Annotated in this window: 18 protein-coding genes; 9 read left to right on the top strand and 9 right to left on the bottom strand. The window is 61.2% G+C overall.

Annotated features, from left to right (window positions below; all coding sequences use genetic code 11):
• The first annotated feature begins 9 nt into the window (after positions 1-9).
• From GIW79_RS06040 to GIW79_RS06030, 3 genes are all read left to right on the top strand, one after another.
• Positions 10-294, top strand: coding sequence for a putative quinol monooxygenase (locus tag GIW79_RS06040; RefSeq protein WP_236454632.1), 285 nt, complete (start codon positions 10-12; stop codon positions 292-294).
• A 61-nt stretch (positions 295-355) separates the two neighbouring features.
• Positions 356-652 (top strand): cupin domain-containing protein, encoded by a 297-nt coding sequence (locus GIW79_RS06035; protein WP_057976091.1) that lies wholly within the window; start codon positions 356-358, stop codon positions 650-652.
• A 125-nt stretch (positions 653-777) separates the two neighbouring features.
• Entirely contained in the window at positions 778-1,908 is a 1,131-nt protein-coding gene (locus tag GIW79_RS06030; RefSeq protein ID WP_054917575.1) for an OpgC family protein, read from the top strand.
• A 334-nt stretch (positions 1,909-2,242) separates the two neighbouring features.
• Here the strand turns inward: GIW79_RS06030 and GIW79_RS06025 are convergent, their stop codons facing one another.
• Both GIW79_RS06025 and GIW79_RS06020 read right to left on the bottom strand, forming a co-directional pair.
• Complete coding sequence (locus tag GIW79_RS06025; RefSeq protein ID WP_054897689.1) at positions 2,243-3,661, bottom strand: amino acid permease; 1,419 nt, start codon at positions 3,659-3,661, stop codon at positions 2,243-2,245.
• Between the two features lie 376 nt (positions 3,662-4,037).
• Positions 4,038-8,618, bottom strand: coding sequence for a hypothetical protein (locus GIW79_RS06020; protein WP_236454633.1), 4,581 nt, complete (start codon positions 8,616-8,618; stop codon positions 4,038-4,040).
• Between the two features lie 183 nt (positions 8,619-8,801).
• Here GIW79_RS06020 and GIW79_RS06015 point away from each other — a divergent pair, with 183 nt between their 5' ends.
• Positions 8,802-11,900, top strand: a complete 3,099-nt coding sequence (locus GIW79_RS06015; protein WP_034126433.1) for a transglycosylase domain-containing protein — start codon at positions 8,802-8,804, stop codon at positions 11,898-11,900.
• 770 nt (positions 11,901-12,670) lie between these two features.
• Here GIW79_RS06015 and GIW79_RS06010 read toward each other — a convergent pair.
• The 5 genes from GIW79_RS06010 to GIW79_RS05990 all read right to left on the bottom strand — a co-directional run bounded on the left by GIW79_RS06010 (position 12,671) and on the right by GIW79_RS05990 (position 18,388).
• Positions 12,671-13,153 (bottom strand): CS1 type fimbrial major subunit, encoded by a 483-nt coding sequence (locus GIW79_RS06010; RefSeq protein ID WP_054922516.1) that lies wholly within the window; start codon positions 13,151-13,153, stop codon positions 12,671-12,673.
• A 5-nt stretch (positions 13,154-13,158) separates the two neighbouring features.
• On the bottom strand, positions 13,159-13,917 hold the full coding sequence (locus GIW79_RS06005; protein WP_054922506.1) for a hypothetical protein: 759 nt from the start codon (positions 13,915-13,917) through the stop codon (positions 13,159-13,161).
• Positions 13,918-13,983: 66 nt separating this feature from the next.
• The gene (locus GIW79_RS06000; RefSeq protein WP_054922508.1) at positions 13,984-15,231 is read right to left on the bottom strand and encodes a hypothetical protein; all 1,248 of its coding nucleotides are present in this window, start codon (positions 15,229-15,231) and stop codon (positions 13,984-13,986) included.
• 21 nt (positions 15,232-15,252) lie between these two features.
• On the bottom strand, positions 15,253-17,775 hold the full coding sequence (locus tag GIW79_RS05995; protein WP_186526468.1) for a CS1-pili formation C-terminal domain-containing protein: 2,523 nt from the start codon (positions 17,773-17,775) through the stop codon (positions 15,253-15,255).
• A 112-nt stretch (positions 17,776-17,887) separates the two neighbouring features.
• The gene (locus GIW79_RS05990; RefSeq protein WP_054897684.1) at positions 17,888-18,388 is read right to left on the bottom strand and encodes a CS1 type fimbrial major subunit; all 501 of its coding nucleotides are present in this window, start codon (positions 18,386-18,388) and stop codon (positions 17,888-17,890) included.
• 462 nt (positions 18,389-18,850) lie between these two features.
• Here GIW79_RS05990 and GIW79_RS05985 point away from each other — a divergent pair, with 462 nt between their 5' ends.
• A complete protein-coding gene (locus GIW79_RS05985) occupies positions 18,851-19,360 on the top strand; it encodes a PadR family transcriptional regulator (protein WP_034127994.1) in 510 nt (169 codons plus the stop codon).
• Positions 19,357-20,124: a siderophore-interacting protein gene (locus GIW79_RS05980; RefSeq protein WP_236454635.1), complete on the top strand. Its 768-nt coding sequence runs from the start codon at positions 19,357-19,359 to the stop codon at positions 20,122-20,124. Before GIW79_RS05985 ends, GIW79_RS05980 begins: the two co-directional genes overlap by 4 nt.
• Positions 20,125-20,171: 47 nt before the next feature.
• Here GIW79_RS05980 and GIW79_RS05975 read toward each other — a convergent pair whose 3' ends face one another.
• On the bottom strand, positions 20,172-20,798 hold the full coding sequence (locus tag GIW79_RS05975) for a Pr6Pr family membrane protein (RefSeq protein WP_034127996.1): 627 nt from the start codon (positions 20,796-20,798) through the stop codon (positions 20,172-20,174).
• A 4-nt stretch (positions 20,799-20,802) separates the two neighbouring features.
• Positions 20,803-21,036, bottom strand: a complete 234-nt coding sequence (locus GIW79_RS05970; RefSeq protein WP_003188882.1) for a VF530 family DNA-binding protein — start codon at positions 21,034-21,036, stop codon at positions 20,803-20,805.
• A 169-nt stretch (positions 21,037-21,205) separates the two neighbouring features.
• Here GIW79_RS05970 and GIW79_RS05965 point away from each other — a divergent pair, with 169 nt between their 5' ends.
• From GIW79_RS05965 to GIW79_RS05955, 3 genes are all read left to right on the top strand, one after another.
• Positions 21,206-23,224 carry a TonB-dependent receptor gene (locus GIW79_RS05965; protein ID WP_236454638.1) on the top strand — a complete coding sequence of 673 codons (2,019 nt, stop codon included), beginning with the start codon at positions 21,206-21,208 and terminating at the stop codon, positions 23,222-23,224.
• 31 nt (positions 23,225-23,255) lie between these two features.
• Entirely contained in the window at positions 23,256-23,471 is a 216-nt protein-coding gene (locus GIW79_RS05960; protein WP_034127998.1) for a hypothetical protein, read from the top strand.
• A gap of 224 nt (positions 23,472-23,695) precedes the next feature.
• Complete coding sequence (locus tag GIW79_RS05955) at positions 23,696-26,113, top strand: glucose/quinate/shikimate family membrane-bound PQQ-dependent dehydrogenase (RefSeq protein ID WP_034127999.1); 2,418 nt, start codon at positions 23,696-23,698, stop codon at positions 26,111-26,113.
• Positions 26,114-26,178: the final 65 nt, after the last annotated feature.

The following is a 26,178-nucleotide window of genomic DNA, read 5'->3' as shown; positions in this document are numbered from 1 at the left end:
ACACCTAGCATGTTGAAAGTCATCGCCGAAGACTTTATCAAGCCCGAATATTTGGAAACCGTGCGCCCTTGGTACGCTGAACTGGTGGAAAAAACCCGCCAGGAACCGCTGTGCATCGCCTACGATTTGTTCATCGATCAAAAAGACCCTGGGCACTTCATTTTTATCGAGCAATGGCCAGATCAAGCGGCGCTGGATGCGCACTGCCAGACCGAGCACTTCACCCGGTTGGTGCCCCAGATCAATGAGCATCAAGCCAAGCCGTGCCGGGTCTTGTTGATGGACACTTTCTGACAAGACCCACCGCCTGCTGAACCGGACCACCGACGGCATCGTTGAAAACAAGGAGATTCACATGCCGTTACTGGACTTCGCCGCAATCGCCGCGCAACTGCCCGACAGTTGGACATCCACACGCCTGGGCCAGGTTGGCCCGGCGCGGATCAAAGTACTGCGCATGGATGAACAGACGTACGAGGAAGAAACCCACGACTACAACGAAGGGTTGTTGGTGATCAGTGGGTACTTGCACCTGCGCATCGGTGATCAAGCCATCAGGGTGGACGCCGGCCAGATGTACCTGGTGGAAGCCGGCACTGCCCACGGTGTGCTCGCCGGCAGCCAGGGCACCCTGGTGATCATTGATCTCTAGAGACATTCAGTAATACCCAGCCTTTGCAATTGCTTACAAATACCGCCAACCTGCGCCCGCCCGACGTGCGGCGACGCCCGCGCTCACATTTCGTCATTCAACTACTTGTTCAAGAGCCCGCTGCCATGCTGAACGGACGCGACCCGCGCATCGACTTTTTTCGGGGCCTGGCGTTGATCTTCATTTTCTGGGATCACGTGCCTCACAACCCCCTCGCCAACATCACCGTGCAGAACTTCGGGTTCAGTGACGCCGCGGAAATCTTCGTGTTCCTGGCCGGCTACGCAGCCGTGCTGGCCTACGGCAAGATTCTGCAGCGCGAGGGCTATCTCTTCGCCTGCCTGAAAATCCTGCGTCGGGTGTGGACACTCTACGTGGCGCATATTTTCCTGTTGGCGCTGTTGATGGGCATCGTGATTTTCGCCAACAGCCATATCGAGACTCGCGACCTGGTGCAGGAAATGGGCCTGGGTTATTTTCTCAGCAATACCCAGCAGGCCTTGATGGATGAGTTGCTGCTGCGCTTCAAGCCCAACCTCACCGACCCGTTGCCGTTGTACATCGTGCTGATCCTGAGCCTGCTGCTCACCCTGCCACTGCTGGTGTATGTGCCCAACGTGATGGTGGCGATTTCGGTGGCGGTGTACCTGCTGGCGCCCTGGCAGGGCTGGAATTTGCCCGCGAGCAACGGCGGAGTGTGGTACTTCAACCCCATCACCTGGCAATGCTTGTTCATCCTCGGCGGCGCAGCCGCGTTGCGCTCACCCAGCCGCGCCGAAGCGCGGCCGGTGCTGCGCCAACCCTTGTTCGTGGCCGCTGCGCTCTACGTGTTGGTGACCTGTGTGATCACCTTGTCTTGGCGCTGGCCCGAGGTGCATGACGCCTGGATGCCACGCGTAATTGGCGAATGGCTGTACCCCATCAGCAAGACCGATCTGTCCCCGGTGCGCCTGCTGCACTTCCTGGCATTGGCCTACGTCACCGCCAAATTGCTCCCCGACGTCGGCTGGACGCAGCAGTGGCTGGCCCTGCAATTGGCGAGGATGGGGCGTTACTCCCTGGAAGTGTTTTGCCTGGGCGTGGTGCTGGCGCCACTGGCCGACATGCTCAATGCCATGGCCGGCGACAGCCTGGCGATCAAGTTATCCACGGCCTTGGCGGGCGCTGTGTTGATGGGCTTATTGGCGGCATGGCTGGACCTGAACAAGCGCCTGGACCAACGCTACGCCAGCCGCGCCGTCGTCACGACTACATAGTTAGCGACGCCGCCGGACACCAGGATGGCAACTGAACCACCGCTTTCGCAGGCAAGCCAGCTCCCACATTCGTCGTGTATTGCCCACAGGATCAACGCCCGGCACAGATCCCCTGTGGGAGCGGGCTTGCCCGCGAAAGCGGAGTGTCAGTCACTGAATTTTTAACTGCACCACCGCTATCGCAGGCAAGCCAGCTCCCACATTGGTTGGGTATTGCCCACAGGATCAACGCCCGGCACAGATCCCCCTGTGGGAGCGGGCTTGCTCGCGAAGGCTGCGGGCCAGTCAATTAATCTGCAACTGAACCACCGCTATCGCAGGCAAGCCCGCACATTTAAACGGAGCGGGTCGCGCTGCTATTGGCGACGGCGGGCTGCAACTTGAATACGTAGTACAACACGGTCAACAGCACCAGGAACGCAGGCCCGACATACAGCGCCACACGGGTCTCCGGGAAGTACGCCATCAGGCCCACCACCAGCACCAGGAACGCCAGCGCCAGGTAGGAGCTGACCGGGTACAGCCACATGCGGTACTTGAGGCCCGCCTGCTCCGCCGGGCTCAGGCCTTTGCGGAATTTGAGCTGGGCCAGCAGGATCATCAGCCAGGTCCAGATCGCGCCGAAGGTGGCGATGGAGGTCACCCATACGAACACCTGGTCCGGCACCAGGTAGTTGAGCAGTACGCCCAATAACAAGGCAAAGATCGACAACAGCAAGGCCTTGCGTGGCACGCCGTTACTGGAGGTGGTGCCGAACGTCGCCGGCGCCTGGCCGTTCTGCGCCAGGCTGTAGAGCATACGCCCGGTGCTGAAGATGCCGCCGTTGCAGGACGACAGCGCGGCGGTGATCACCACGAAGTTGATGATACCCGCGGCAGTCTTGATGCCCAGACGCTCGAAGGTCATCACGAACGGGCTGCCCTGGGTGCCGATTTCATTCCACGGGTAGATCGACAGGATCACGAACAGCGCGCCCACGTAGAACAGCAGGATGCGCCAGAACACCGAGCCGATGGCGCTGGGAATGGTCTTCTGCGGGTTACGCGCTTCACCGGCGGTAAGGCCGATCATCTCGACGCCCAGGTAGGCGAACATCACCATTTGCAGGGACATCAACACGCCCTGCACACCATTGGGCATGAAGCCGCCATGGGTCCACAGGTTGGAAATGCCCAACGCCACGCCGTCATTGCCGAAACCGAAGGCGATGATACCGACGCCGCCGATCACCATTGCAATGATGGTGACGATCTTGATCAGCGCGAACCAGAACTCGAACTCACCGAACGCCTTGACCGCGATCAGGTTGATGGTGCCCATGCTGATCAGCGCCGCCAGTGCCCAGATCCAGCGTGGCGTATCGGGGAACCAGACCCCCATGTACACCGCCACCGCGGTAATTTCTGCGACGCAGGTCACCAGCCACAGGAACCAGTAGTTCCACCCGGTGAGAAAGCCTGCCAATGGACCGAGGTAATCCTGCGCATAGCGGCTGAACGAACCGGCCACCGGGTTGTGCACGGCCATCTCTCCGAGGGCGCGCATGATTACCAGGATCGCCAGGCCGCCAATGATGTAGGAGAGCATGATCGCCGGGCCGGCCATTTCGATGGCCTTGGCCGACCCCAGGAACAGCCCCACACCGATACACGCGCCGAGCGCCATCAGGCGGATATGCCGTTCGCCGAGTTCGCGTTTGAGCGGGCCGCCTTGAGCGGTCTCGCCAGGGGGCAGTGGTTTGCCGACAGGCATAGGAATACAACCTCATTTTGTTATTGGATTTAGCCACCGAGCCTGGGCGTATCCGCGGATGGGCTGATACACCGGCTGGACCGGACTCGCCTCATGGGCAAATCCGCCTGGTGCGACTCACGCGCACAGGTCAGCGGGCGTGCAGTATAAAAAGCTAACGTCAGGTCTTTTCACTCAATAAACAGGGAAATTTGGCGATAAGCCCCGAGAAAAACCGCTTGGACGGTGCAAGCACCAAGCGTCTAGATCGGCCTTCCCGGCGCAAAACGGCGCAGAGTATTGCATAACCGGTCAGGATCGGGACACCTGGGGGCAAGCACATGATGGCGCGGTTCTGCACCCCGAGGCCGTTCAAATGTGGGAGCCGGCGTGCCGTTCAGTCCACACTGAAAAACAAACGTCTGGCCAGCAGCCGGGAAATGCTCGCACGGTCGATGTCCAGGGTTTGCTGCACGCGCCCGGTCTGGCCGCTGCGCATTCGGGCGAACGCCTGGGCTTCAGCTTCGGCCTGGGCCTGGCGCCCCAGTCGCTGCTGCTCGGGGCTTTTGATGTGGGCGGCGGTGTAGTGATCGTCCGGGCCCAGGCGGGTTCCATAGTGAAAGTGCGCGTAACACAGCGGCTGCGCCGTTTGCGCATCCTGCACAACATAGACTTGCAGAAAATCCACGGTTTTACCCTTGAGGCGTACGCGGGCACCTTGTCGCTGGATGCGCACCTCATTGAGCGCGTGCAGGAAATCGACATCTTCGGCCCGCGTCAGCTTGAGTTTGCTGGCCCGGACACGCGCCTCGACACCCGCCGCCTCCAGGCGCGTCGCCGCGGCCCGCAAGTCGCTGGCCCGCACCCTGGCGTTGGCCTGCTGGGTGGCGGCCAGCCGTGAGACGTCCAGGCTGCGTAATTTTCTGTCGATATCCGCCGCCACCATACGCCGACTGTTGGCTTGCGCCACCAACAGGGCTTGCAGGGATTCGGGCTCACACCTGTCCGACATGCCTTGCACCTTCGCAATCGCGTTGTCGACGCCTGCCAACAGCCGCAGGCCCTTGTTCACCAGCGCACCCAGTTGCGGGTTGGCCGTACGGGGTTTGGCCGGCGGTTCCACCGCTTCCCATACGCCGTCGTCGGCCTCGGTGAAGGTGGCGATCACACTGCCCTTGTCGTCCACCAGCTCTGCGGTGCCGGTCGGGCCTTTGACCCGGGCCACATACACATCGCGGTTGCGCGTGCGGATGATCTTTTTTTGCCGCGAGCCTGCTGCCTCTGCCTTGACCGACACCACGCCGGGGGCGGTGTCCAGCAGGTCAGCCAGTTGCTCCTCAACCTGACGGTGCAGGCCAGACAGCAACGTCTGGAGTTTTTGCAGATTGGCCAAGTCAAAGGTGTCCGGCGCCATGGCGCGCCAGAACTGAATGTGGTCGTCGGTGAGCGCATAGATGCGCCCCAGGCTTTTGAGCACTTCTACACGTTCTTCCCGCGCGATGGAAAGATGCTCCAGGTCCGCCAGGGAGCGGCTGGCCCAGCGGGCACGATTGATCACCTGGTTCAAGCTGTCAAAAAACTCCGCCTCCAGCGGTGGGCCTTCGATATCAATGGTGATGCCCCACAGTGTGGTCACTTGCAACGCTTGCAAATCCAGGACCGAAGGCCTTGCAGCCAAGTCATTTTGCAGCTCGCGGGCCTTGTTGCGCCCAAGCCGCGGCACTGCCCTGAGTTGGTCAATATAGGTTTTTTCCAGCGTGCGCCAGCGAATCGCCGCCTCCTCGGCTGCCACTTGCTCACGCATGTTGCGGTCCAGGTCAGCATGGGCCTGGCGATTAAGATCGGAGCCGGCTTCGTCCTCACTCTCATCTTGCAGGACATCGAGCAGAGGGCGGATGCGCGCATTGATCTGCAACATCTGCTCACGCGTGTCGGCATCCAGTAATTGCAGGCCCAGAATCAGTGATTCCAGCACTTCACAAAGTTCTTCTTCATAGCGAGGCCGTGGCTTGATCGCACGCAAACGCATCAGCAATTGCAGCTCTTGTTGCGAGGACGTCACCTTATTCTGCATTTCCTTGCGGTAGCGTTCCTCAAGTTGCGCCAACTGTGCCTCGGTAACCTTGCCCTTTGATTCGCGCGCCAGCTTACGCGCCACGATCATGGCTGCACCGGCCCTGTCACGTGCGCGCCCAGCATCACGATATTGCTGTTCAAGGCTCGGCTCGGACACTTCAAGTGCCTGCAGTTCGGCTTCGAGCGCGGAATCGGCATTGCCCCCTGGCAAGTGCAATCGCGCATCAAAATCCCAATACCCGTCACCCAAGGATTTCAACCAGGGACCTTTCTCGCGGCCATCGGCGCTGACGACCCGCACCGCATTGGCCTCGTCCACCACCCGATACACGTGCCCGCGTACCAAGGCATGCCATTGCGGTGGTGAAAAGGAAGTGTCATAGACCAAACCCTGGCGCGGGCCGCTTTGCTCGGCATTGCTCCATTCTCCGGAGAAAACCCTGAGGCTCAGGCGGCGTGCCCGAGCATTCTGCGCGGTGGTCAGGTCTTTACGCGCATTACTCCAACGGATCGGGGTGTGGAACATTGCAGGCACGGGGACACGAACGGGCACCGACGCGGCGGGCTCGGCGTGTGCCAACGGCGCAAAGACGGGGTGCTCCAGTTGCAGCGCCTGATGGGGGGCGTGGGGCGTGGCCTGGTGCGCAAGAATTGCCATCAGGTTGCTCAGTACATCCGTAACGGCTTTGTTCCTGGCCTGTTCATCGTCGCTGGCCAGGTCCTGAATATCCTGCTGCAGGCTGTCGACCAATTGCACCAACCATCCGCCCAATTGCAAAGGCCCGCTGGTCAACGGCAGAACACTGGCAAACAACAGCCAACCTACCTGTTTCATATGGGCCCAGCGTTGTTCGGCGTTCGATACCGATTGCCGGTCAGCCAGGGCAACCAGAGCCTTTGCCGTGCCGTTGAACACCAGGGTGCAGGGGCCTTGCGTGCCCAACTGCTTGTGCAGTTGCGCCGCCGGCGGTTTGTCATACACGCCGAACTCATCGCCAGGCAAAAAGCGACGGATATGCGGTTCATTGAAACCGCCGTTGGCGTAGACCGCCTGGCGTGCCGGAGCGATCCAGGTCAACACGCTGTCCTGTAATGGGCCTGGCGCCTTGATGGCCTCGAACAACGCGTGGATCGACGCGTACTCCTGCAACATCGGTTCGAGCAATGGCCGGTACAGCAGATGCACGCCCGCCTGCCCGGCCCTTGGGCCAATGATGAAGTGCGCGGTCACCTCATCGGCGTCAGCAGCCGCCGAAGCCTTGAACGCCAGCGGCCACAGCGCCATTGCCTGGTCCTGTACCGTACGATCGGCCAGGCGCGATTGCAGCGCAGCCTGCACGCGCCTGAAGCCATCCAGCGTCAGGCCGTGCTCGTCCTTGATCTTCAGTTCCAACGCCAGCATCGGCAACTGCACGCGTAATTGGCGCTTGAACAACTGCAAGCGCCGAGCGTTTTCGGTTGGATCATCCAACAGCTTTCTTTTCAACAAAGCCGGGTAAGCCTGGCCGACGTCAGCCATTTGCACACACCCGCTCAGCAGGTCGTAAGTCAACCAACCGGGCGCCGGGGCGTCGTTCAACGTGATGCTGGTGACGGTGTGAGGGAACCCGGCCAGGTTTTCCAGCGCCAGTTCGGTCAGGCTTACGGTGATCAGGTCGACTTCACCCGCTATGAAACCTCCCGGCACCGGCACTGCGGCGGCAATCACCCGTTTAAAGGTCAGCTGAACATCGGCAGGCAGCACTTTGCGCGCCGCTGGTTGAGCGTGCAGGCAAGTTTTGAGCGCGTCATCGGCAAACTGACGGATCGAGTCGATACCGTCGAGATACTGTTTTCCGCCATTTTGCTCGCGGGCCACCACCAGCGCCTGGAGCAGGCGCGCATAGGCGATGCTGTCTTGCTCCTCGGCGTGGGCCAGCCACAGCGGCATGGCGCTGCGCAGCGCTTGCTGACGCGCGCCCAGGCTGGCGACGAACCAGCGTCGCGGATCGGTGATGTAGTCGAGCAACGCCTGATGCTGCCTCGGTGCAAGTGCCAGGTTGCGGTCGATCCGGTCGATGTCGCGCAGTTGACGTGCCAGGTAGCTCGCGGCCAGGGCGTCGAACGGATCGCTGTCAACGTCCTCGGCAAACCATTGCTCTACGCACGCGCCCTCAGCAAAAGCCGGCAACCATGCAGCGATTTCGTCCTCGTCGCGCAGCGGGTGCAGGCCACTGGCCGGGCTGAACAGCAAGCGCTGTTGCCCGTGAATAAGGACCAGCACCGGCAGCATCTCGACGGGCGGCCCCGCCAGGTAAACCGCCTGCACCCGCAATGCATCGCCGTGGGCGCTCCACTCGTTATCCGGACGAATCGGATGCAGCAGGGTTTTGGGGAACAGTGTGGCGAATTGCTCCTCGCTGTATCCCGGCGGCTTGGGTGAGTCATATAGCAGTGTCAGCAGGTCATCCGACAGGTAGCCCCAGCGCGTCATGTTCACCGGCAGCTCTTCAGACCACCAGGCTTGCAGGCGTTTCACATAGGTCCTCCACAGCAGTGCGCCGCAACGGTTGATCAGCCGTTCCAGTTCAACCAGGCTCGGGCCACCTTCCACAAACACCTCGCGCACCCGTTGGGCGACCACGTGATAGTCCGCCACCAGCAACACCGGGCCGGCGAGGGCCAGGCGTTGCAGCAGCCACTCGGACAAGACCTGGTAAACGAGGCTACCGTCAGTGTCGGCGGGCGCAGCGATATAAATCAGACCGGCCTGCCATTTGTGTTCAGCAAAATGCTGGTCAAGGTAGGCCTGGGCGCTTTCTTGCGCTACCGCCAGCAATGACGGCGGCTCGCGAAACAACGTTTCGATTTGCTCGCTCGTGATGAGGTGCTGTGAGTCGGCTGGAGGGGTGGAAGCGGTCATGTTGATACTCTGAGGGCAGTTAAAATCAAACGCTAACCGCCGCCGAGCGACCCGCTGGCCTAGACAATTAACGCCTGCCATGACGCGCTGTGTGCTGCCCCGTCGACAAACTTCATGGGCAAGGCAATTCGCGTCTACGCTTCAGACAAGTCCGATCAATCTGTAGGAATGGATCAGTCGACTATGGGCGCACTGTGGCAAACCGACTCGCACAAGGCTGAAGCCGACAGCCCGTCACCCGCCCCATTGCCGAAAAAATTCAGACCGCCCCGGCCATGGCGCCGGCTGTTCTGGCTGATCCTGCTGCTGGTGCTGCTCGCCCTGGGTTTTGCCGTGTTGCGCGAGATGCACAGCGCTCGCTGGCAGGCTCGCACCCTCAGCCAATGGGCCGCGCAGTTGACCTACCGCGTCGAACCCGGAGCCAGCGATGCGATTCTGTACCCCGGCGCCGGGCCCTTCGATCAGCGCCTGGGCTACAGCGCCCTGGGCGACTTCCTGCCGCGCCTGCTCAAGCGTAATTACGTGATCGAGTCCCAGGCACGCTTCTCCGCGGCGCTGATGAACTACAGCCGTCACGGCCTGTTTATTCCTTACGCAGAAAAAATCCAGGCCGGGCTGAGCATCACCGATTGCCGCGCCGCGCCGCTGTATCAATTCAATTACCCGACGCAGTTGTATGCGCAGTTCAGCGACGTGCCACCGTTGATGGTGCGCAGCCTGCTGTTTATCGAAAACCGCGAGTTGCTCGACCCGCAGCCGGCCCAGGCCAACCCGGCGGTGGACTGGCCGCGCTTTGCCAAGGCCGCGTGGTCACAGGTTGCGCGCCAGTTGCACCTGCCGGGGCAAACGGCGGGCGGCAGCACCCTGGCCACGCAGTTGGAAAAGTACCGCCATTCGCCGGACGGCCTGACCCTGTCGGGCAGCGAAAAACTGCGCCAGATGCTCTCGGCCAGTGTGCGCGCCTATCAGCACGGCCCCGACACCCTCCTCGCTCGGCAGAACGTGGTGCGCGACTACCTCAACAGCGTGCCGCTTTCGGCAGTGCCCGGCCACGGCGAAGTGCACGGCATGGCCGAAGGCCTGCGGGTGTGGTATGGCGCCGACTTCAACCAGGTCAACCGGGCCCTGGCCGACACCACGAACACCGCGCCCAGCCTGGCGGCCCGTGGCCTGGCGTTGCGCCAAGTGCTGTCGCTGATGATCGCCCAGCGCCGCCCGTCCCACTACCTGACCAAGGGCCGCGATGAGCTGGCGCAGTTGACCGACAGTCACTTGCGACTGCTGGCGCAACAGGGCGTGATCGAGCCGGGATTATTGAAGGCAGCGCTGGCCAGCCAGGTCACCTACCGCGACTGGCAGCAACAACCGACCACCCAGAAGATCGAGGCCAACAAAGGCATCAGCGTGGCCCGCAGCCGCCTGGCCGCGCTGCTCGATCGCCCGCTGTACGACCTCGACCGCCTGGACCTGTCCGCCACCAGCACCTTGCAAGGCCGACTGCAGGAGCAGATCACCGCGTACCTCAAGCAACTGGCCGACCCGGTCTATGCCAAAGAGATCGGGCTGCTGGGCGAGCGCTTGCTCACCCCCGCCAGCACGCCGCAGGTGCGCTACAGCTTTACCTTGTTCGAGCGCACCGCCGACAGCGCGCGCGTGCGGGTGCAGACCGACAACACCGACCAGCCGTTCGACATCAACGAGGGCAGCAAGCTTGAATTGGGTTCTACCGCCAAGTTGCGCGTGCTGACCACCTACCTGCAAATCATCGCCGAGCTACATGAGCGCTACGGCGCATTGACGCCAGCAGCGTTGAAAAAAGTCGAGGTCGCCGAGCAGGACCGCCTCAGCCGTTGGGCCGTGGACTACCTGCTGCAAAATCCCGGCAAATCCTTGGCAGACATGCTCGAAGCGGCCTTGGACCGCACCTATTCGGCCAGCCCCGGCGAAAGCTTTTTCACCGGTGGCGGCCTGCACCGCTTCCATAACTTTCGCAACCAGGACAACGGCCGCAACCCGAGCCTGCGCGATGCCCTGCGCGAGTCGATCAACCTGCCGTTCATCCGCCTGATGCGCGACCTGGTGCGCTACGTCACCTACACCAGCGCCAACAACAGCGCGCAGTTGCTCAAGGACGACAGCGAGCCACGCCGCCAGGAATACCTGGCGCAATTCGCCGACCGCGAAGGCACCGCTTTTTTGCTCAAGTTCTGGAAGAAGTACCAGAAAAAAGACACCCAGGCGCGCCTGGAAACCTTCCTCGACAGTCTGCATCCCACGCCGATCCGCCTGGCGGCCGTGCACCGATACCTGCTGCCCGACGCCAGCCGCGAGAGTTTCAACAGCTTCCTGCGTGCGCGCCTGGCGGGAACCAAAGGCCAGCAGACGCTGAACGACAAACGCCTCGACACGCTGTACGACAGCTACGGCCCAGGCGCCTATGACTTGCCTGACCAAGGCTATATCGCCAAGGTGCACCCGCTGGACCTGTGGCTGATGGGCTACCTGCTCAACCATCCGGACGCGACGTTCAGCGAGATCGTCAAAGCCAGTCAGTTCGAACGCCAGGAGGTTTACAGCTGGTTATTCAAAAGCCGCCATCAGAGCGCCCGCGACGGGCGTATCCGCACCATGCTGGAGATCGAAGCGTTTCTGGATATTCATCAGCGCTGGAAAGCCGTGGGTTATCCGTTTGACCATCTGGTGCCATCGTTGGCGACCGCCATCGGCAGCTCCGGCGACCGCCCGGCAGCGCTGGCCGAGTTGATGGGCATCATCCTCAATGACGGCGTACGCATTCCGGTGCTGCGCATTGACAGCCTGCACTTTGCTGCCGGCACGCCCTATGACACCCGCCTGATCAATGCCCCCGACCGCGCCCGCCGAGTGATGCCTTCCGAGGTGGCGACGGCCCTGCGCGGCGCGCTCTCCCAGGTGGTCGATGCCGGCACCGCCAAACGCGTCGCCGGCAGTTTCAAACACGCCGACGGCACACCGTTGGCCATGGGCGGCAAGACCGGCACCGGCGATAACCGTATCGAAGCCATCGGTGCCGGCGGGCGCATTCTCAGCTCCAAAGCGATCAACCGCACCGCCACCTTTGTGTTTTATATCGGCGAGCGCCACTTCGGCACGCTCACCGCCTTCGTGCCCGGCAGTTCGGCGCAGGGTTTCACCTTCACCTCGGCGCTGCCGGTGCAGGTGCTCAAAGGCATGGCGCCCCTATTGATGCCATACCTGCAAGGCGACGAGCAGAACGCCTGCGTGAGCAGCACCGGTAAATAAGCGTGCAGCGCAAACTGCGATGCAATGGTTATGTATTGGCCTTTCATGGGCATGGGTATCTACACAACTTTTGTAGCCACTGCCAACCGTAACCACGATGCGAAGCGAGCCGCTTTTGCTCTTGCTCTTGCTCTGCTTTTGATCTTGATCTTAGGCGCCCCGTCAAACCACGCTGGCCGGAATTCGACAGGGATTTGGGGGGTAAACCGGCAGGGATGCCGGTTTAGCCGCCCCGCGCCATGGATGGCGCGTGGCGGCGGCCCCCCAAATCCATGGCGGATTACGGGCACACCGAGCCTAAGCGAGGTGCCGAGTGGTGGGGCAAGAGCGCTTTGGTTACTTTCGCGCTTTTCGAAAGTGACCCGCTGTAAAAGCGGAACCCATAGCACGGATATGTACTCGATCAAAGCCCAGCACCCTGGTCGGCCCTGAGGCCGCCATCGGGGGCAAGCCCCCTCCCACAGGTCCGCCGTCGCACCAAAAAGTTGTGTAGATACCCATGCTTTCATGGACGTGATTAGGGTAGGTCATCTGACTTACAGACTACCCAACCCTGTTATTCGAGCCCCGCTACCCGCACGCGGCTTGACCAGCACCGGCTCACATCGGACGACGAGGCCGGTATTCATCTGGCCTATCGCAGTACGCTGGTAGCCCGGTTGAGAAGGTTGGGAGCGTTACCTTGAGCAGCAGAACCCCACCGCCAAATGGAACAACGGCAACACCTTCGACCTGAAGTACCAGCAGCTCGATGAAATGAGCCCGAACGGTCAAGGCGCCAGAAAATCAAACATCAGGTGCACCGTGCCGTAGTAGGACCCGCCCTGGTATCCACCCTGCGGCTCGATCGGAGCAATCTCCAGCTCGACGCGCCGGCCCATGCCCGCCTCGTCAGCGCTGAGTATCTGGGTCGAGTCCAGGGTCAGGGGCACCCGGTTGAACAGCACGCGCAAATCAATACGGTCGCGGCCGCTCAACAGATAGGGCACGTCCCCCAGCCGCGCAGCTACGCCGCCATTGAGGTTTTTCACGTCGAAGTTCTTGCGCAGGCGCCCGAGCCTGGAGGTCGCCAGGTCCCAGGCCAGCAGTTGGTCCTGCGCCATCCAGTCAGGTTCGGAGGGCAGCACATAGGCTTCGTGGATCGGAATGGTGACCGACACATCAAAACTCTGGCGCTCCTGAAACGCCTGTACCGGCCCGCCGATGAACAACGTTGCGACCAGCCCCGCCCATACCGTCAGTTGCTTGAACATTGTCATCACCCGTTGCTGTTGACCGTCATCGGTGTTTTGTCGCGGCCTTCGATCATCTGGAAGCGGTATTCACGTCCGGGCTTCTTCTCGAGCTGCCATTGGCGTCCCGGCAGGATGTGGTGTTTGGTGGTGGCTTCGCAGTCGGTTTTTTTCGCCGCTGAACAGTCCCGGAACTCATCGAGTACCACCACGCTGTTGCCGGCGTTGCGCAGTGTGTACTGGTCGGCGGTCTCGACGACCTTCGTATCGAAGCGGGTGTCCTTGGGCCGCACGAAAAACACCGTGCCGTAACCGGCCATGACGTTGACGCCGGCGGCGAGATCTTTTTTGTACTCGTCGCGCTCGGCGTCGGTCACGGCGAAGTCGTCTTCCTTCTCCGGCACCACCGGGATGAAGCGCACCCGGAAGTAACGCTCCTTGTCGCGCTCGCCCATGTACAGCAAGCGCGTCCCCTGGCGCCCGCCCGCCGGAACGATCAACCGCGCCGGGCTGGCCATCAGGCCGTCGCGGCTGGTGGCGGCGCCCTTGTCATCCGTCAGGGAGGCCACCGGGATTTCCCTGGACGTGCCGTCGGCGTTATAGACAATTTCCAGCACATTGACCTTGATAAAGGCGGTGCTGGTGCCGCCGTTGAACACCCGCTTGAGATAAGAACTGCGGTCGCCCTCCAGGTAGTCATACACCACGCCGACATTGATCGCCGGCCCGGCCTGCGCCGCCAATGACATCAGCAACAGCCCAGCCCCTAACACTGCATGTTTCATGTTTGATTACGCCTTATTGATTGAACGCGGCCCACCACAGGGAGCCGATATGCGAGCCGGGCTCGCCTAGACTTCCGAATCCCAGATCACCGTGGCCACGCCGGAATAGGTGCTGCCGGGTTTCTTGAGCATGTCGGCCACGTCATCCTTGCCCACCTCGAAATGCAACTTGCCCTCGCGGTTGTTCACGTACTGCAACGGCTGGAACAGTTCGGTGCCGACGCCGTCGAGGCGCAGGGGCAGTTTGTTCACGCCCTGGTCGTGCTGATCACGCAAGCCATAGGGCAGGCTCACGGCGACTTGAAGCGGCACTTCGTCACCGTCGTTGTTGCGCAGGCCACAGGTGTTGCCGATCACCAGCCCGCACTCCAGGGTCATCTTGAAACGTGAGCTGGCGGAGATTGCGAAGGTCTGGTCACGCCATAGCCGCGAGGGGCGCCGCCCCTGGTTGAGCCAGGCTTGCCAGCCGCCTTCGGGTAACAGCTCGATGCGATTGCCGCCCGCCGGCAGGTCAATCTTGAGCACGTGCTCCACCGACAAGATGAAGTTGAACGTCAGGGTGTTTTCGTCGGGGATCATGGTGGTGCCGAAATCCATATCGCCGCCCGGGCCCATGGTGTAAGTGATGGACCCCTCATAAGTACCAGCGTCCATACCCAGAGGGTTTGGTGTCTTGAGTTCGTAGCCGTACTCAAGCGTGCTGTAGCTCATCCGCCCGATTTCCATACCATTTGTAACGCTGCAGGCTCCGGCGTTCTCTGGAACGATCCAGAAAAAAAGCGCATACGCTTGTCCCGCCGCCATGTAATTGATCGGCAAGCACGGTGCCGGCGCCCCTCGCCAATAAGCGTTCCAGCCCACGCCTGGCGTGGCCCAGCCGGACACACCCGGTGGATAAGAGACATTCCACCGTCCCCCAATACCGGCAATGCGCATCTGTACCGTCTCCGCACGACCGGTGACGGTGTGAGTCACTTGCAGATCGCGAAATGCCGAGGGCACCTTGAAATAGGCGCTCTGGCGCGGATCCTCCGGAAACGCCGGTATCGGCCCATTGGAATAGGCCCGGAACGAACTGTTACGAATACTGAAGGTATTGACCGCCTCGCACCTGGCTGGAACGTGCCAGGGACACAAGCCACTTTGCGGCGTGGTATTGACGAATTTATTGCTCGTTGGGTTGGCCGGATCGGGGCGAAACACCGCCGTGATCTGCTCGACGATAGCCAGTGCCGGCAAGCTGTAGGTAGCGCCCAAAACCAGCGCGAATGCACAGAGCCCCAAGCGTTTTTTCATTGCGGTAATCAAGGTCATGAACTCCCGTTTCAACCGCCGTCAACCGGCGGTTTCGCCCTTGTGGTTAGCTTCGGCCAGCGTGTCCGGCGTGCAGCGCAGATCACCAATCATCAGCACGTCGTTTTCATCCGGCGCAGTGCTCGGGTCCAGGCGGAACTGGCAGAGCAACTGGTTCTGGTAGCGCACCTGCAGGGTCGGCGCGCTGGCGCTCATCTCCATGGAGAAGAACCCGTCCACTTCGCTGACCCCACGGCTGGCGTGATTGATTACGTGATGGCCTTTAAGCGGCGCGCCGCGTTCATCCAGCAGGCGGCCGAGTACGGTGACGGTTTTCATCACGGTGATCTTGCGGTAGTCCACGCCGCCCTTGTTCAGGTGGTAACTGGAGCGTGCGGGCTGGATGTTCGCCGCCGGCGGGTGGTTGCCTTCGAAGTCGAAGCTCACGCTGCTGCTCTTGTAGGCCGAGACCGGCACGTAGTTGCGCCCCGGACGCAGTACCGCGCTGCCGCCGCCCAGGTCGTCGGCGCGCAGGGCGATCTCGTCGAGGTCGGTTTCCACATCGATGATCATCCCCGCGCCGTTGCCCTGGTACTGGCTGCTGAGCAGCATTTTCCCGGCGCCCGCGACGAAGGTGCTGTTGAGGTTCAAGCCACCACTGAAATCGCCATTGAAGGAGCTGCGCTGCACAAAGCCGTCGCCGCTGACCACGTCGGTACTGAAGTTGGCCATGCCTGACAGGCCGACGCCGTAGGTATCAGTGATCGCCGTGGCCGAGACACTTTGCAGCACATGGTCGGTGAGGTTCTGCCGATACGTGATCGACGCATTGTTATCGCGGCCGCCATCACGGGCGGTGCGGGTGCCGATGCTGCCGGAAATCTGCCGGCCATCGCTGCCCAGGTTCACGCTCAGGCTCACATCCACGCCACGGTTGCGCTGGTCATTGGTGCCGGCGCTGCCGGGGCGGTCGAACACCGAGAAACGCCAGTTGGCATCACTGCCGAAAAAGCTGTCGTGACGGCTCCAGCCCAGGTCCAGCCCCGCACCTTCGACGTTGCCTTGGCTGTGGGACACTCGCATGTTCAAAGTGTTTTTCGCATCAAGGCGATGGTTGACCGACAACGCCGAATTGCTGGCCTGGCCGACAAAGGTGTTGCGCCGCAGGCGCGTGCCGTCGGGCAGGGTTTCGTAGGTGTCGCGGGTGTCGAGCCAGCTGCGGTTGTGACTGAACACCAGGTTGGTCGCGCCGAAGCTGTAGAGCCCTTGCAGGTCAAGGCCCGTGCCATGTTCACGGGTTTGATAAACATTGGCATAGAGGCTGGTGTTGTCGGCAACGGTCCAGTCCACCGAGCTGCCATATTGCAGTTGCTCGCGCACCTGGCGGGCTGACAGGCCAAGAATCACCCGTGGATGCAGCAGGTAATTGAGCGACGCGCCGGCCGTCACCGCACCCGAGGCTTGCTCGTCCCAGTTGCTGAACAGCTTGGTTTCGCGCCCGGCGAACAGGTTGTAGCGCCAGCGGTCTTCGGCGTTGCGCCAGTTACCGGGCTTGTACACCAGCTCCTGGGTAGTGCTGGTGGTGAGGCCGTCTTCCACCAGGCGTACTTCCACCTCATAGATACCGCCGGGCAGTGGCCGGGTGTCCAGGGTTTGCAGGCCGGCGGCCACGGCCTGGGTGTTGATCAACAAGCCGTTGCGATAAATCTCTACCGCTGCCTGACGGTTGGCGGTGACGTAGATCGGGTACACGCTGGGCTTGGGGTTGTTGATCGCCAGGCTGTCGGAACTGCCGTACATGATGCCCAAGGCGGTGTCGGGGCTGGCGCCGAAGCTGCGCAGTTGACGGGTCAGGCCATCGGAATTGGGGGTGAAGTGGCCGAGGCGAAAAAATTGCCCTTCCAGTTCACGCTGGGTATACAGCTCATGAATCGCGTGGCGCATGGGTTGGTCATTACCGCTCTGGCGCGCCAGTTGCAGGTTGAACACCTGGCTCCAGTTGCCCACGCTGGAACTGGCTTGCAAACCATAACGGCCGCCGAGGCTGTCTTGCTGACCGCCATTGAGGTTGAGCTGGTTGTTGATGATCAACCCCAGGCTGCCGCCGTCGGGCTGGTCGTAAAAGCGCGGGGCTTCGCTACTCAGTTCAACGTCCTGCGTGAGGATCGACAACTGCGAGCTTTCCAGATTGTAGTAAGCAGAGATCATCTTTTGCGGGCAAGACTGGGTACAGGCGCCCAACGCCACGCCTTTTTCCAGCAGACCTTGCCAGGTGTCGCGGGTGGCAGCCGGCACCTTGCTGTCGCCGGTGTCGGTGAATTCGAGCAGGGTAACGCGGTCATCCCGGGACAGCACGATCAGCGCTTCGCCAAGCAGTTGGTGGTCCAGGTCTACGCGCACCGCCAGGGGTACATCGAAAAAGTGATCGGCAAAGCCTGCGGGCAAGCCTTGGGCCTGAGTGATCAGGCTGCCGGGCGTGGCTGCACCGGAAGCAGCAGGTGCCGCCAGCGCACTCGTACATATCAGCAGCGCAAGCGCAGCCGCGATAGGCGTCATCGGGAACATGAACGGATACTCTGAATGCCAGGAGACCAGAATCAAAAACCAGGCCGGCGAACGGAGGAGGCATTCGCCGACCTGAAAAGTCATGCCCGCGCCAAGCGGGCATTAAGTGGCATCAAGGCGCTACTGGCAGTACCGCGTCGAAGACCACTGGCATCACGGAGGTGTACGAACCGCGCTGAGTCGCCGAAGGTTTGGCTGCGACGATGCGCATCTCCGCACCTACGCCTGGGGTGGAGTCGGCTTCGTTGACCACTTCCTGTGGGGTGCCGGTCAGGGTCACACCATTGAGGGTGGTGGTGAGCGGGATGTTCTGGCTTGGGTCACCGTTGAACAGCACGGCCGGGCCGCCTTCGATGTAGGCGTGAACCGAACCATTGGTGTTCTTGATGTCGTAGATGGCGCTCAACGGCGCCAGCTCACCGCTGACCAGGTTGTAGGTCATGGTTTCATCGCGACCCCAGTTCGGGTCACGCGGCTGGGCGTGGAACACGGTAGTCGGGATGGTGGCCTTCATGTTGACGGTGTGGCTGGCTTCACCGGCAGCAAAAGCTGTTACCGAGGAGGACAGCGCCATAACAGCCAGGGGAACAGCAATCGCGAACTTCTTGAACATGGTCAATACCTGTAGTTATCAACATTGAGTGATTCGTCGCCAAGTAACCGCCTTAACAACGAACGCGCCGCCGTTAGTTGCAACGCCAAACAATGATCAACTCAAAACAACAGTAGGTATGCAGGCAACCTCTCACGCCTGCGTAGCCCTATTAATCAGGGATTGAGAGAAAAACATGGCACTTTGCCAAAACTTTCAAAGTAGCTGTAAGAACAAGACTACAACACAAAAAACAGGGCCAACCAAAAGAACTTTCGCTCAGAAAAATACCACAAACAAGCTGCCGGACATAAACTTAACTGAGTTTAAACTCTAATTAAAGTTATGACTCTAAAATTAATCGTATTCCACGTATTCCAAGGTCCTCTGCCGGAAAAGGCGCCGACGACCGTTGGTCGCCAAGCCCTATCGTCACGTTAAGATATATCTTAAGTTATATCTAAACCTGTCTGGAGAGACTGCATGAGAAACGAACCTCGCGGTGAATTCGAAAAACGTGGCGGTCGCGGTCCTCGCGTCTTCGCACCGGGTGATCTGAAATTACTGCTGCTGGCGCTGATCGCCGAACAGCCATGCCACGGCTACGACCTGATCCGCCGCATCGAAAGCCTGTTCGACGGCGCCTACAGCCCCAGCCCCGGCGTGATCTACCCGACCCTGACCTTCCTCGAAGAGAGCGAGCTGATCAGCGGCAATGCCGAAGGCGGGAAAAAGCACTACACAATCACCGACGCCGGTCGTCTCTTTCTAAGTGAGCAGGCCGTTGCTCTGGACGGCGTGCGCATGCGCATCGACGTCAGCAAACGCTCACTGCGCGGCCACGACCGCCCACCTGAAATCCATGAAGCGGTGCATAACCTGCGCCACGCCTTGCATTCGCACAACGGGCACTGGAGCCCGCAGGAAATCGTTCGTGTTGCGGCGCTGCTCAATCGCACCGCCCAAGCCATTGCCGACGGGACAGACCAATGAACACACAAGCTATTCACCGCGTAACCCATGAAATAAAACGCCGCCGCCTGGAAGTGCTGCGGGTGGTGGACATCACCCCGCGCATGCGCCGCATCACACTGGGCGGGCCTGAGCTAGCGGGCTTTGTCAGCCTGGGCAGCGACGATCACATCAAGCTGCTGTTCCCGCAGAACGCCGCCGAGCAAGCGGCGCTGGAAAGCCCGACGTTCGCCATCAAGGGCGACGGCCCGCAACCGGCCATGCGCGACTACACGCCACGACGCTACGACCTGAAAATCGGCGAGCTGGATATCGACTTCGTGCTACATGGCGATGGCCCTGCGTCTACCTGGGCCGAGCAGGCGCAGGTCGGTCAGCACCTGTATATCGGCGGGCCACGAGGCTCGATGATCGTGCCGGACATTTTCGACAGCTACCTGCTGATCGGCGACGAAACCGCCCTGCCCGCCATCGGTCGACGCCTGGAAGAACTGCCGGCCGGGCGCAAGGTGCTGGCGGTGATTGAAATCGCGGATGCGGCGGAGCAACAAGCGCTGCAAAGCGCGGCGGACGTCGAGATTATTTGGGTGATGCGCGGCCAGGATGACCTGCTCGACGTGGTGCGCAACCTGACGCTGCCCAGCGGCACGCTGTACAGCTTTGTCGCCACCGAAACCAAGTTGTCACGCCAGGTACGGCGGGTGCTGCTGGATGCGCACAAGGTCAACGAGGAATACCTCAAGGCCGTGGGTTACTGGCGTGCTGAGGGCAGCGGAGAAGAATGAATAAGGTGGGAGCTGGCTTGCCTGCTCCCACCTTAATGGTGCTCACTTTAAATCGAGGGTGATTTGAGGCGCTTGTCCAGGCCAACGATCACCAGCCCAATGACGATAAACCCTGCCAAAATCCCTCCGGCATTCACAAACACTTGTGGATAACCGAGGCTGTCCACATCCATGAACGGGTACTGATACTGCCCGAGCATATGCCCCCGCAGCAGCACATAACCGAAGTACACCAATGGGTAGATCACCCAGCCGGCAATGTGTTTGAGCCGCAACGTACCCTTGGGCACGCACCGCCACCAATACACCACAAACAACAACGGCATGACGTCGTGCAGCAATTCATCGGCGATAAATTGAAAGCCTTGCGGGCTCCACAGATGCCGCAGCAGCAGGTTGTAGGCCAGGCTCACCACCACGATGCTCGCGGCAATCGCGCTACTGATGCGAGGCGCGAGGAAAAACCGCTTGGCGGCTGAGTCGCGCTTGACCAGTGAGTAGCTGAGCACCACGACCACCAAGGTATTGGTCAGAACGGTGAAGAAGCTGAAGAAACTGATCAGGCCGCCCAGCAAGCTCGCGCCACTGGCCCAGCGCGAATAGAGAATCAGGTATTGCTGGATCGCCAACCCCACCCAACCGGCCAACGCCGCCGCCGCAACAAAGCGCTTCATGCACTCAATCCAGTGGGCGTTTGGTACGCATCAGCTTGACGTACAAACCTTCGACCTTTTCCCGCGCCCACGGGGTTTTGCGCAGGAAAGTCAGGCTCGACTTGATGCTCGGGTCACTCTTGAAGCAGCGGATATCAATGCGCTCGGCCAAGCCGCTCCACTCGTAATGCTCCACCAGGGTGGTGAGCACGTGTTGCAGGGTCACACCGTGGAGCGGGTCGTTGCTTGTCGCGGTCATGCCGGGCCTTTTGCAAAAAGAGGAACACAGCCGCGCACCTTAGCCGACGGGGCGAGCAGGTGGAAGCATCGCATTGAATATAGCCCGCCAGGAAAAGTTCCCCTTTTTCACAGAAAAGAGATGTTATATTGTAACCTAAGTTATCAGTCACTTTGCCCAGGAATATCCGATGTCGCTGCCTTCTCTCTGGCGCTTGTCGCCCCTCGCCGCCGCCCTGTTGATTGGCTCCCAGGCCCATGCCCTGGAACTGCCACCCCAAGTAGTCACCGGCAACCCGCTGGGCAGCACACAACTCGCCTCGCCCACCACCGTGCTGGAAGGCGATGACCTGACCCTGCAACAAAAAGGCAGCCTCGGTGAAACCCTGAACAAGCAGCCGGGCGTGTCGTCTTCGTACTTTGGCCCGGGGGCCAGCCGCCCAATCATTCGCGGCCAGGATGGCGACCGCATTCGCATCCTGCGTAACGGCGTGGGGGCGCTGGATGCCTCGTCGCTGTCCTACGACCACGCGGTGCCACTGGATCCGATCAACGTTGACCGCATCGAAATCGTGCGGGGCCCGGCAGCCCTGCTGTACGGCGGCAGCGCCATCGGTGGGGTGGTCAACACCTTCGACAATCGCATCCCCACCGAAGCCATCGAAGGCATCCATGGCGCTGGCGAGTTGCGCTACGGCGGCGCCGACACCACCCGCAGCAGCGCCGGCAAGCTGGAAGCCGGCAACGGCACCTTCGCCTTGCACCTGGATGCCAATGCGCGCGAGTTCAACGACCTTAAAATCCCAGGCTATGCCCGCAGCCGCCACGCGCCGGAAAGCGAAAACGGACCCGGCAAAAACGGGCGCCTGGGTAACAGCAATGGGCGCCAGGACGGCGGCGCGGTGGGCGGTTCCTACACCTGGGACGATGGTTATGCCGGGCTGTCCTACAGTAATTACGACAGTAACTACGGCTCACCCGCCGAGCAGGATGTGCGCATCCGCATGAAACAGGACCACTACGCCTTTGCCTCCGAGATCCGCAACCTGCAAGGGCCGTTTACCTCGGTGAAAATCGACGCCGGGTACACCGACTACGAACACCGCGAAATCGAAGGCGGTGAAACCGGCACCACCTTCAAGAACAAAGGCTATGAAGCGCGGGTGGAAGCTCGTCACCAGCCGATTGGCCCATTCGATGGCGTGGTCGGCGCCCAAGTGACCCGCAACGAGTTCTCGGCCCTGGGCGAAGAAGCCTTCGTGCCGCAGACCGACACCAACGCCGGCGCGCTGTTTATCCTCGAAGAAATGCAAGCCACCGAACGCCTGAAACTCAGCCTCGGCGCACGCCTGGAACACACCAGCGTCGACCCGAACGCCAAAGGCAACGAGCGTTTTGCCAATGCCGACAAGAGCAGTGACTTCACCGCCGGTAGCCTGTCGTCAGGTGCGGTGTACACCCTCACGCCGATCTGGTCCCTGGCCGCCACCCTCGGCTACACCGAACGCGCGCCGACCTTTTACGAGCTGTACGCCAACGGCGCCCACGTTGCCACCGGTACCTACGAGTTGGGCGATGCCAACCTGAAGAAAGAAAAGGCCGTGTCCAGCGACCTGGCCCTGCGCTTTGACAACGGCACCCACAAGGGCAGCTTCGGCGTGTTCTATAGCCACTTCTCCAATTACATCGGCTTGTTGGGCACGGGTCGTACCCTGAACGATGAAGGCGAAGAGGACGCGGGAGGTATTCCCGAGTACGAATATTCTGGCGTGCGCGCACGTTTCGCCGGCTTCGAAGCCCAGGATCACTGGAAGCTCGGCGAAGGCGCCTACGGTAAGTTTGCGCTGGAACTGTCGGGCGACTACACCCGCGCCACCAACCTGGACACCGGCGAAGCCTTGCCGCGCATTGCGCCATTGCGTTTGAACAGCGGCTTGCTGTGGGAACTGAATCGCTGGCAAGCGCGTATCGACGTGGAACATGCCGCAGGCCAAGGGCGTGTGCCGGACAACGAAAGCGGCACCGATGGCTACACCACCCTCGGCGCCAGCGCGGGGTATCGCTTCAATGTGGGCGGCAGCCAGTGGCTGGCGTTCGTCAATGGCGAGAACCTGACCAACCAGACCGTGCGCTATGCCAGCTCGATCCTGCGCGACATCGCACCGGCGCCGGGGCGCAGTGTGCAGTTCGGCATCCGCACCACTTTCTAACCGTCACCTCACCCCCCCTGTAGGAGCGAGCTTGCTCGCGAAAAACGCCAACGATAACGCGCGCTTCCTGAATAAACGCGGCGCCTGTGAGTTTTTCGCGAGCAAGCTCGCTCCTACAGAGATAGAGCCTGCCATCAGGCTATTTTTGCAGCGACTATCTGTCACTGTTACCAAAACTGAAATGATGCATCTTGCGATTCACCCTTTCTCAAAACGCCCCGCCGCATTATCCTTCGCAACAATCTGAAACGCTTCACCTCCCGGTCGACTCCCTTTGCCGAATTTCTTCCTGCACAAAGACAGCGCTGTCTTGAATCGACCTGCGCCAGGGGATTGATTGCCCGCCTGTGGATAACCCGGTTATCCACAGAAAAAACCAAAAATAACGATGAACCAAGCCCGAGCCGAATCGTCATCTACAGTGAGTGAAGCACGGGGTTACATAATTCCAACGTAACGGAGAAACACACTATGAGCACTGATGGTGCCTCAAGCCCAAGCCGCCTGTTGCCCAGGCTGCTGGGGGTCTTGCTGCTGATCATGGGGCTGGCCTTGCTGGCCGGTGGCGTCAAGCTGAGTATGCTCGGCGGGTCGCTGTACTACCTGCTGGCCGGTATCGGCATTGCCGTGACCGGCGTATTGCTGCTGGCCACTCGCCGCGCCGCGCTGGGCCTGTATGCACTGGTGTTGTTTGCCAGCACCGTGTGGGCCCTGTGGGAAGTGGGCCTGGACTGGTGGCAACTGGTGCCGCGTCTGGCCCTGCTGTTCGCCCTCGGCATCGTCATGCTGCTGCCGTGGTTTCGTCGGCCATTGCTGCGTGGCCAAGCCGCACCGCTGGGCACTGGCGCGCTGAGCGTTGCCGTGGTGCTGGCGGGCGCGACCGCCCTGGCCAGCCAATTCACCAACCCTGGTGAAATGGTCAAGACCGGCCAACTGGACCGCGACGCGGTGCCGGGTATGGCCAGCGCTGCGCCAACCCAGGCCGATGGCGACTGGAACTCCTATGGCCGCTCGGCCTTCGGTGACCGTTACTCGCCACTGGCACAGATCACCCCGGAGAATGCCCATAAGCTGGTGCCGGCGTGGACTTATCGCACTGGCGACATCCCTGGCCCAGGCGATCCCGGTGAAACCACCGCCGAAAATACCCCGCTGAAAGTCAATGGCATGCTCTACGTGTGCACACCGCACAGCCAAGTGATTGCCCTGGACCCGGATACCGGCAAGGAAATCTGGCGTTTCGACCCGAAGATCACCACCCAGGGTGCTGAGAGCTTCAAAGGTTGGGCGCACATGACCTGCCGTGGCGTGTCGTACCACGATGACGCTGCCTACGCTTCCGAGCAGAGCCCGACTGGCACTGCCAGCCCGGCCGCCGCACCGAATGCCTGCCCGAAACGCATCTTCGTGCCGACTGCCGACACCCGTCTGATCGCCCTGAACGCCGACACCGGCAAGATGTGCGAAGACTTCGGTGACAAAGGTCAGGTCGACCTGCGTGCCAACATCGGTAGCTTCGCCCCAGGCGGTTACTACTCCACGTCGCCACCGGCCGTGACCAAGAACCTGGTCGTGATCGGCGGTCACGTGACCGACAACGTTTCCATCGACGAGCCAAGCGGCGTGATCCGCGCGTTCGACGTGCACACCGGCAAGCTGGTGTGGAACTGGGACAGCGGCAACCCGGACGACACCACACCGTTGGCCGAGGGCAAGACCTACACCCGCAACTCGCCGAACATGTGGTCCATGTTCGCCGTGGATGAAAAACTCGGCATGCTCTACCTGCCGATGGGCAACCAGATGCCCGACCAGTACGGCGGCGACCGTACCGATGAGTCCGAGAAGTACGCCGCGGGCCTGACCGCCCTGGACATCGACACCGGCCACGTGAAGTGGACCTTCCAGTTCACCCACCACGACCTGTGGGACATGGACGTGGGCGGCCAGCCTTCGCTGATCGACATCAAGACCGCTGCGGGCGTGAAGCAAGCGGTGATGGCGTCGACCAAGCAAGGCAGCATCTACGTGCTGGACCGCGCCACTGGCCAGCCAGTGGTGCCCGTCAATGAAATCCCGGTGCCACAGGGCGCAGTGGCGGGCGACCGCACCTCCCCTACCCAACCCAAGTCCGACCTGAACTTCATGCCGCCGCCGTTGAAAGAACGCGACATGTGGGGCGTGACACCGTTCGATCAGATGCTGTGCCGGATCGATTTCAAATCCATGCGCTATGACGGCCCGTTCACCCCGCCGTCCCTGCAAGGTTCGATCGTGTACCCAGGCAACTTCGGCGTGTTCGACTGGGGCGGTATCTCGGTTGACCCGGTGCGCCAGATCGCCTTCGTGAACCCAAGCTACATGGCGTTCAAATCGAAGCTGATCCCGGCTGCCGACATTGCCAAGCAAGGCCCACGCGTCAGCGAAACCGAAGGCGTGCAGCCGAACAAAGGCGCCCCGTATGGTGTGATCCTTGAAGCACTGCTGTCGCCGATGGGCCTGCCGTGCCAGGCACCGGCCTGGGGCTACGTGGCGGCGGTCGACCTGACCACCCACCAGACCATCTGGATGCACAAGAACGGCACCGTGCGCGACAGCTCGCCGGTTCCAATCCCACTGACCATGGGCGTGCCTAGCCTGGGCGGTACGTTCACCACCGCCGGTGGCGTCGCGTTCCTCAGCGGCACCCTGGACCAGTACCTGCGTGCCTATGACGTGAAAAACGGCAAGCAACTGTGGGAAGGCCGCCTGCCTGCAGGCGCGCAAACCACCCCGATGACCTACACCGGCAAGGACGGCAAGCAATACGTGCTGGTCATGGCGGGCGGTCACGGTTCCCTGGGGACCAAGCAGGGTGATTATGTAATGGCGTTCAAACTGCCGGATTAAGTAGCGCTGGCGGTAAAAAAGCGGCGGCCCGAACGGGCAGCCGCTTTTTTTTGCCTGCTGATAAT

This window comes from Pseudomonas sp. PA-7-1E (assembly GCF_021605325.1).
Classification (GTDB): domain Bacteria; phylum Pseudomonadota; class Gammaproteobacteria; order Pseudomonadales; family Pseudomonadaceae; genus Aquipseudomonas; species Aquipseudomonas fluorescens_BV.
Note: the sequence above shows the minus strand (reverse complement) of the source record. Positions and strands in the feature narration are given on the sequence as shown.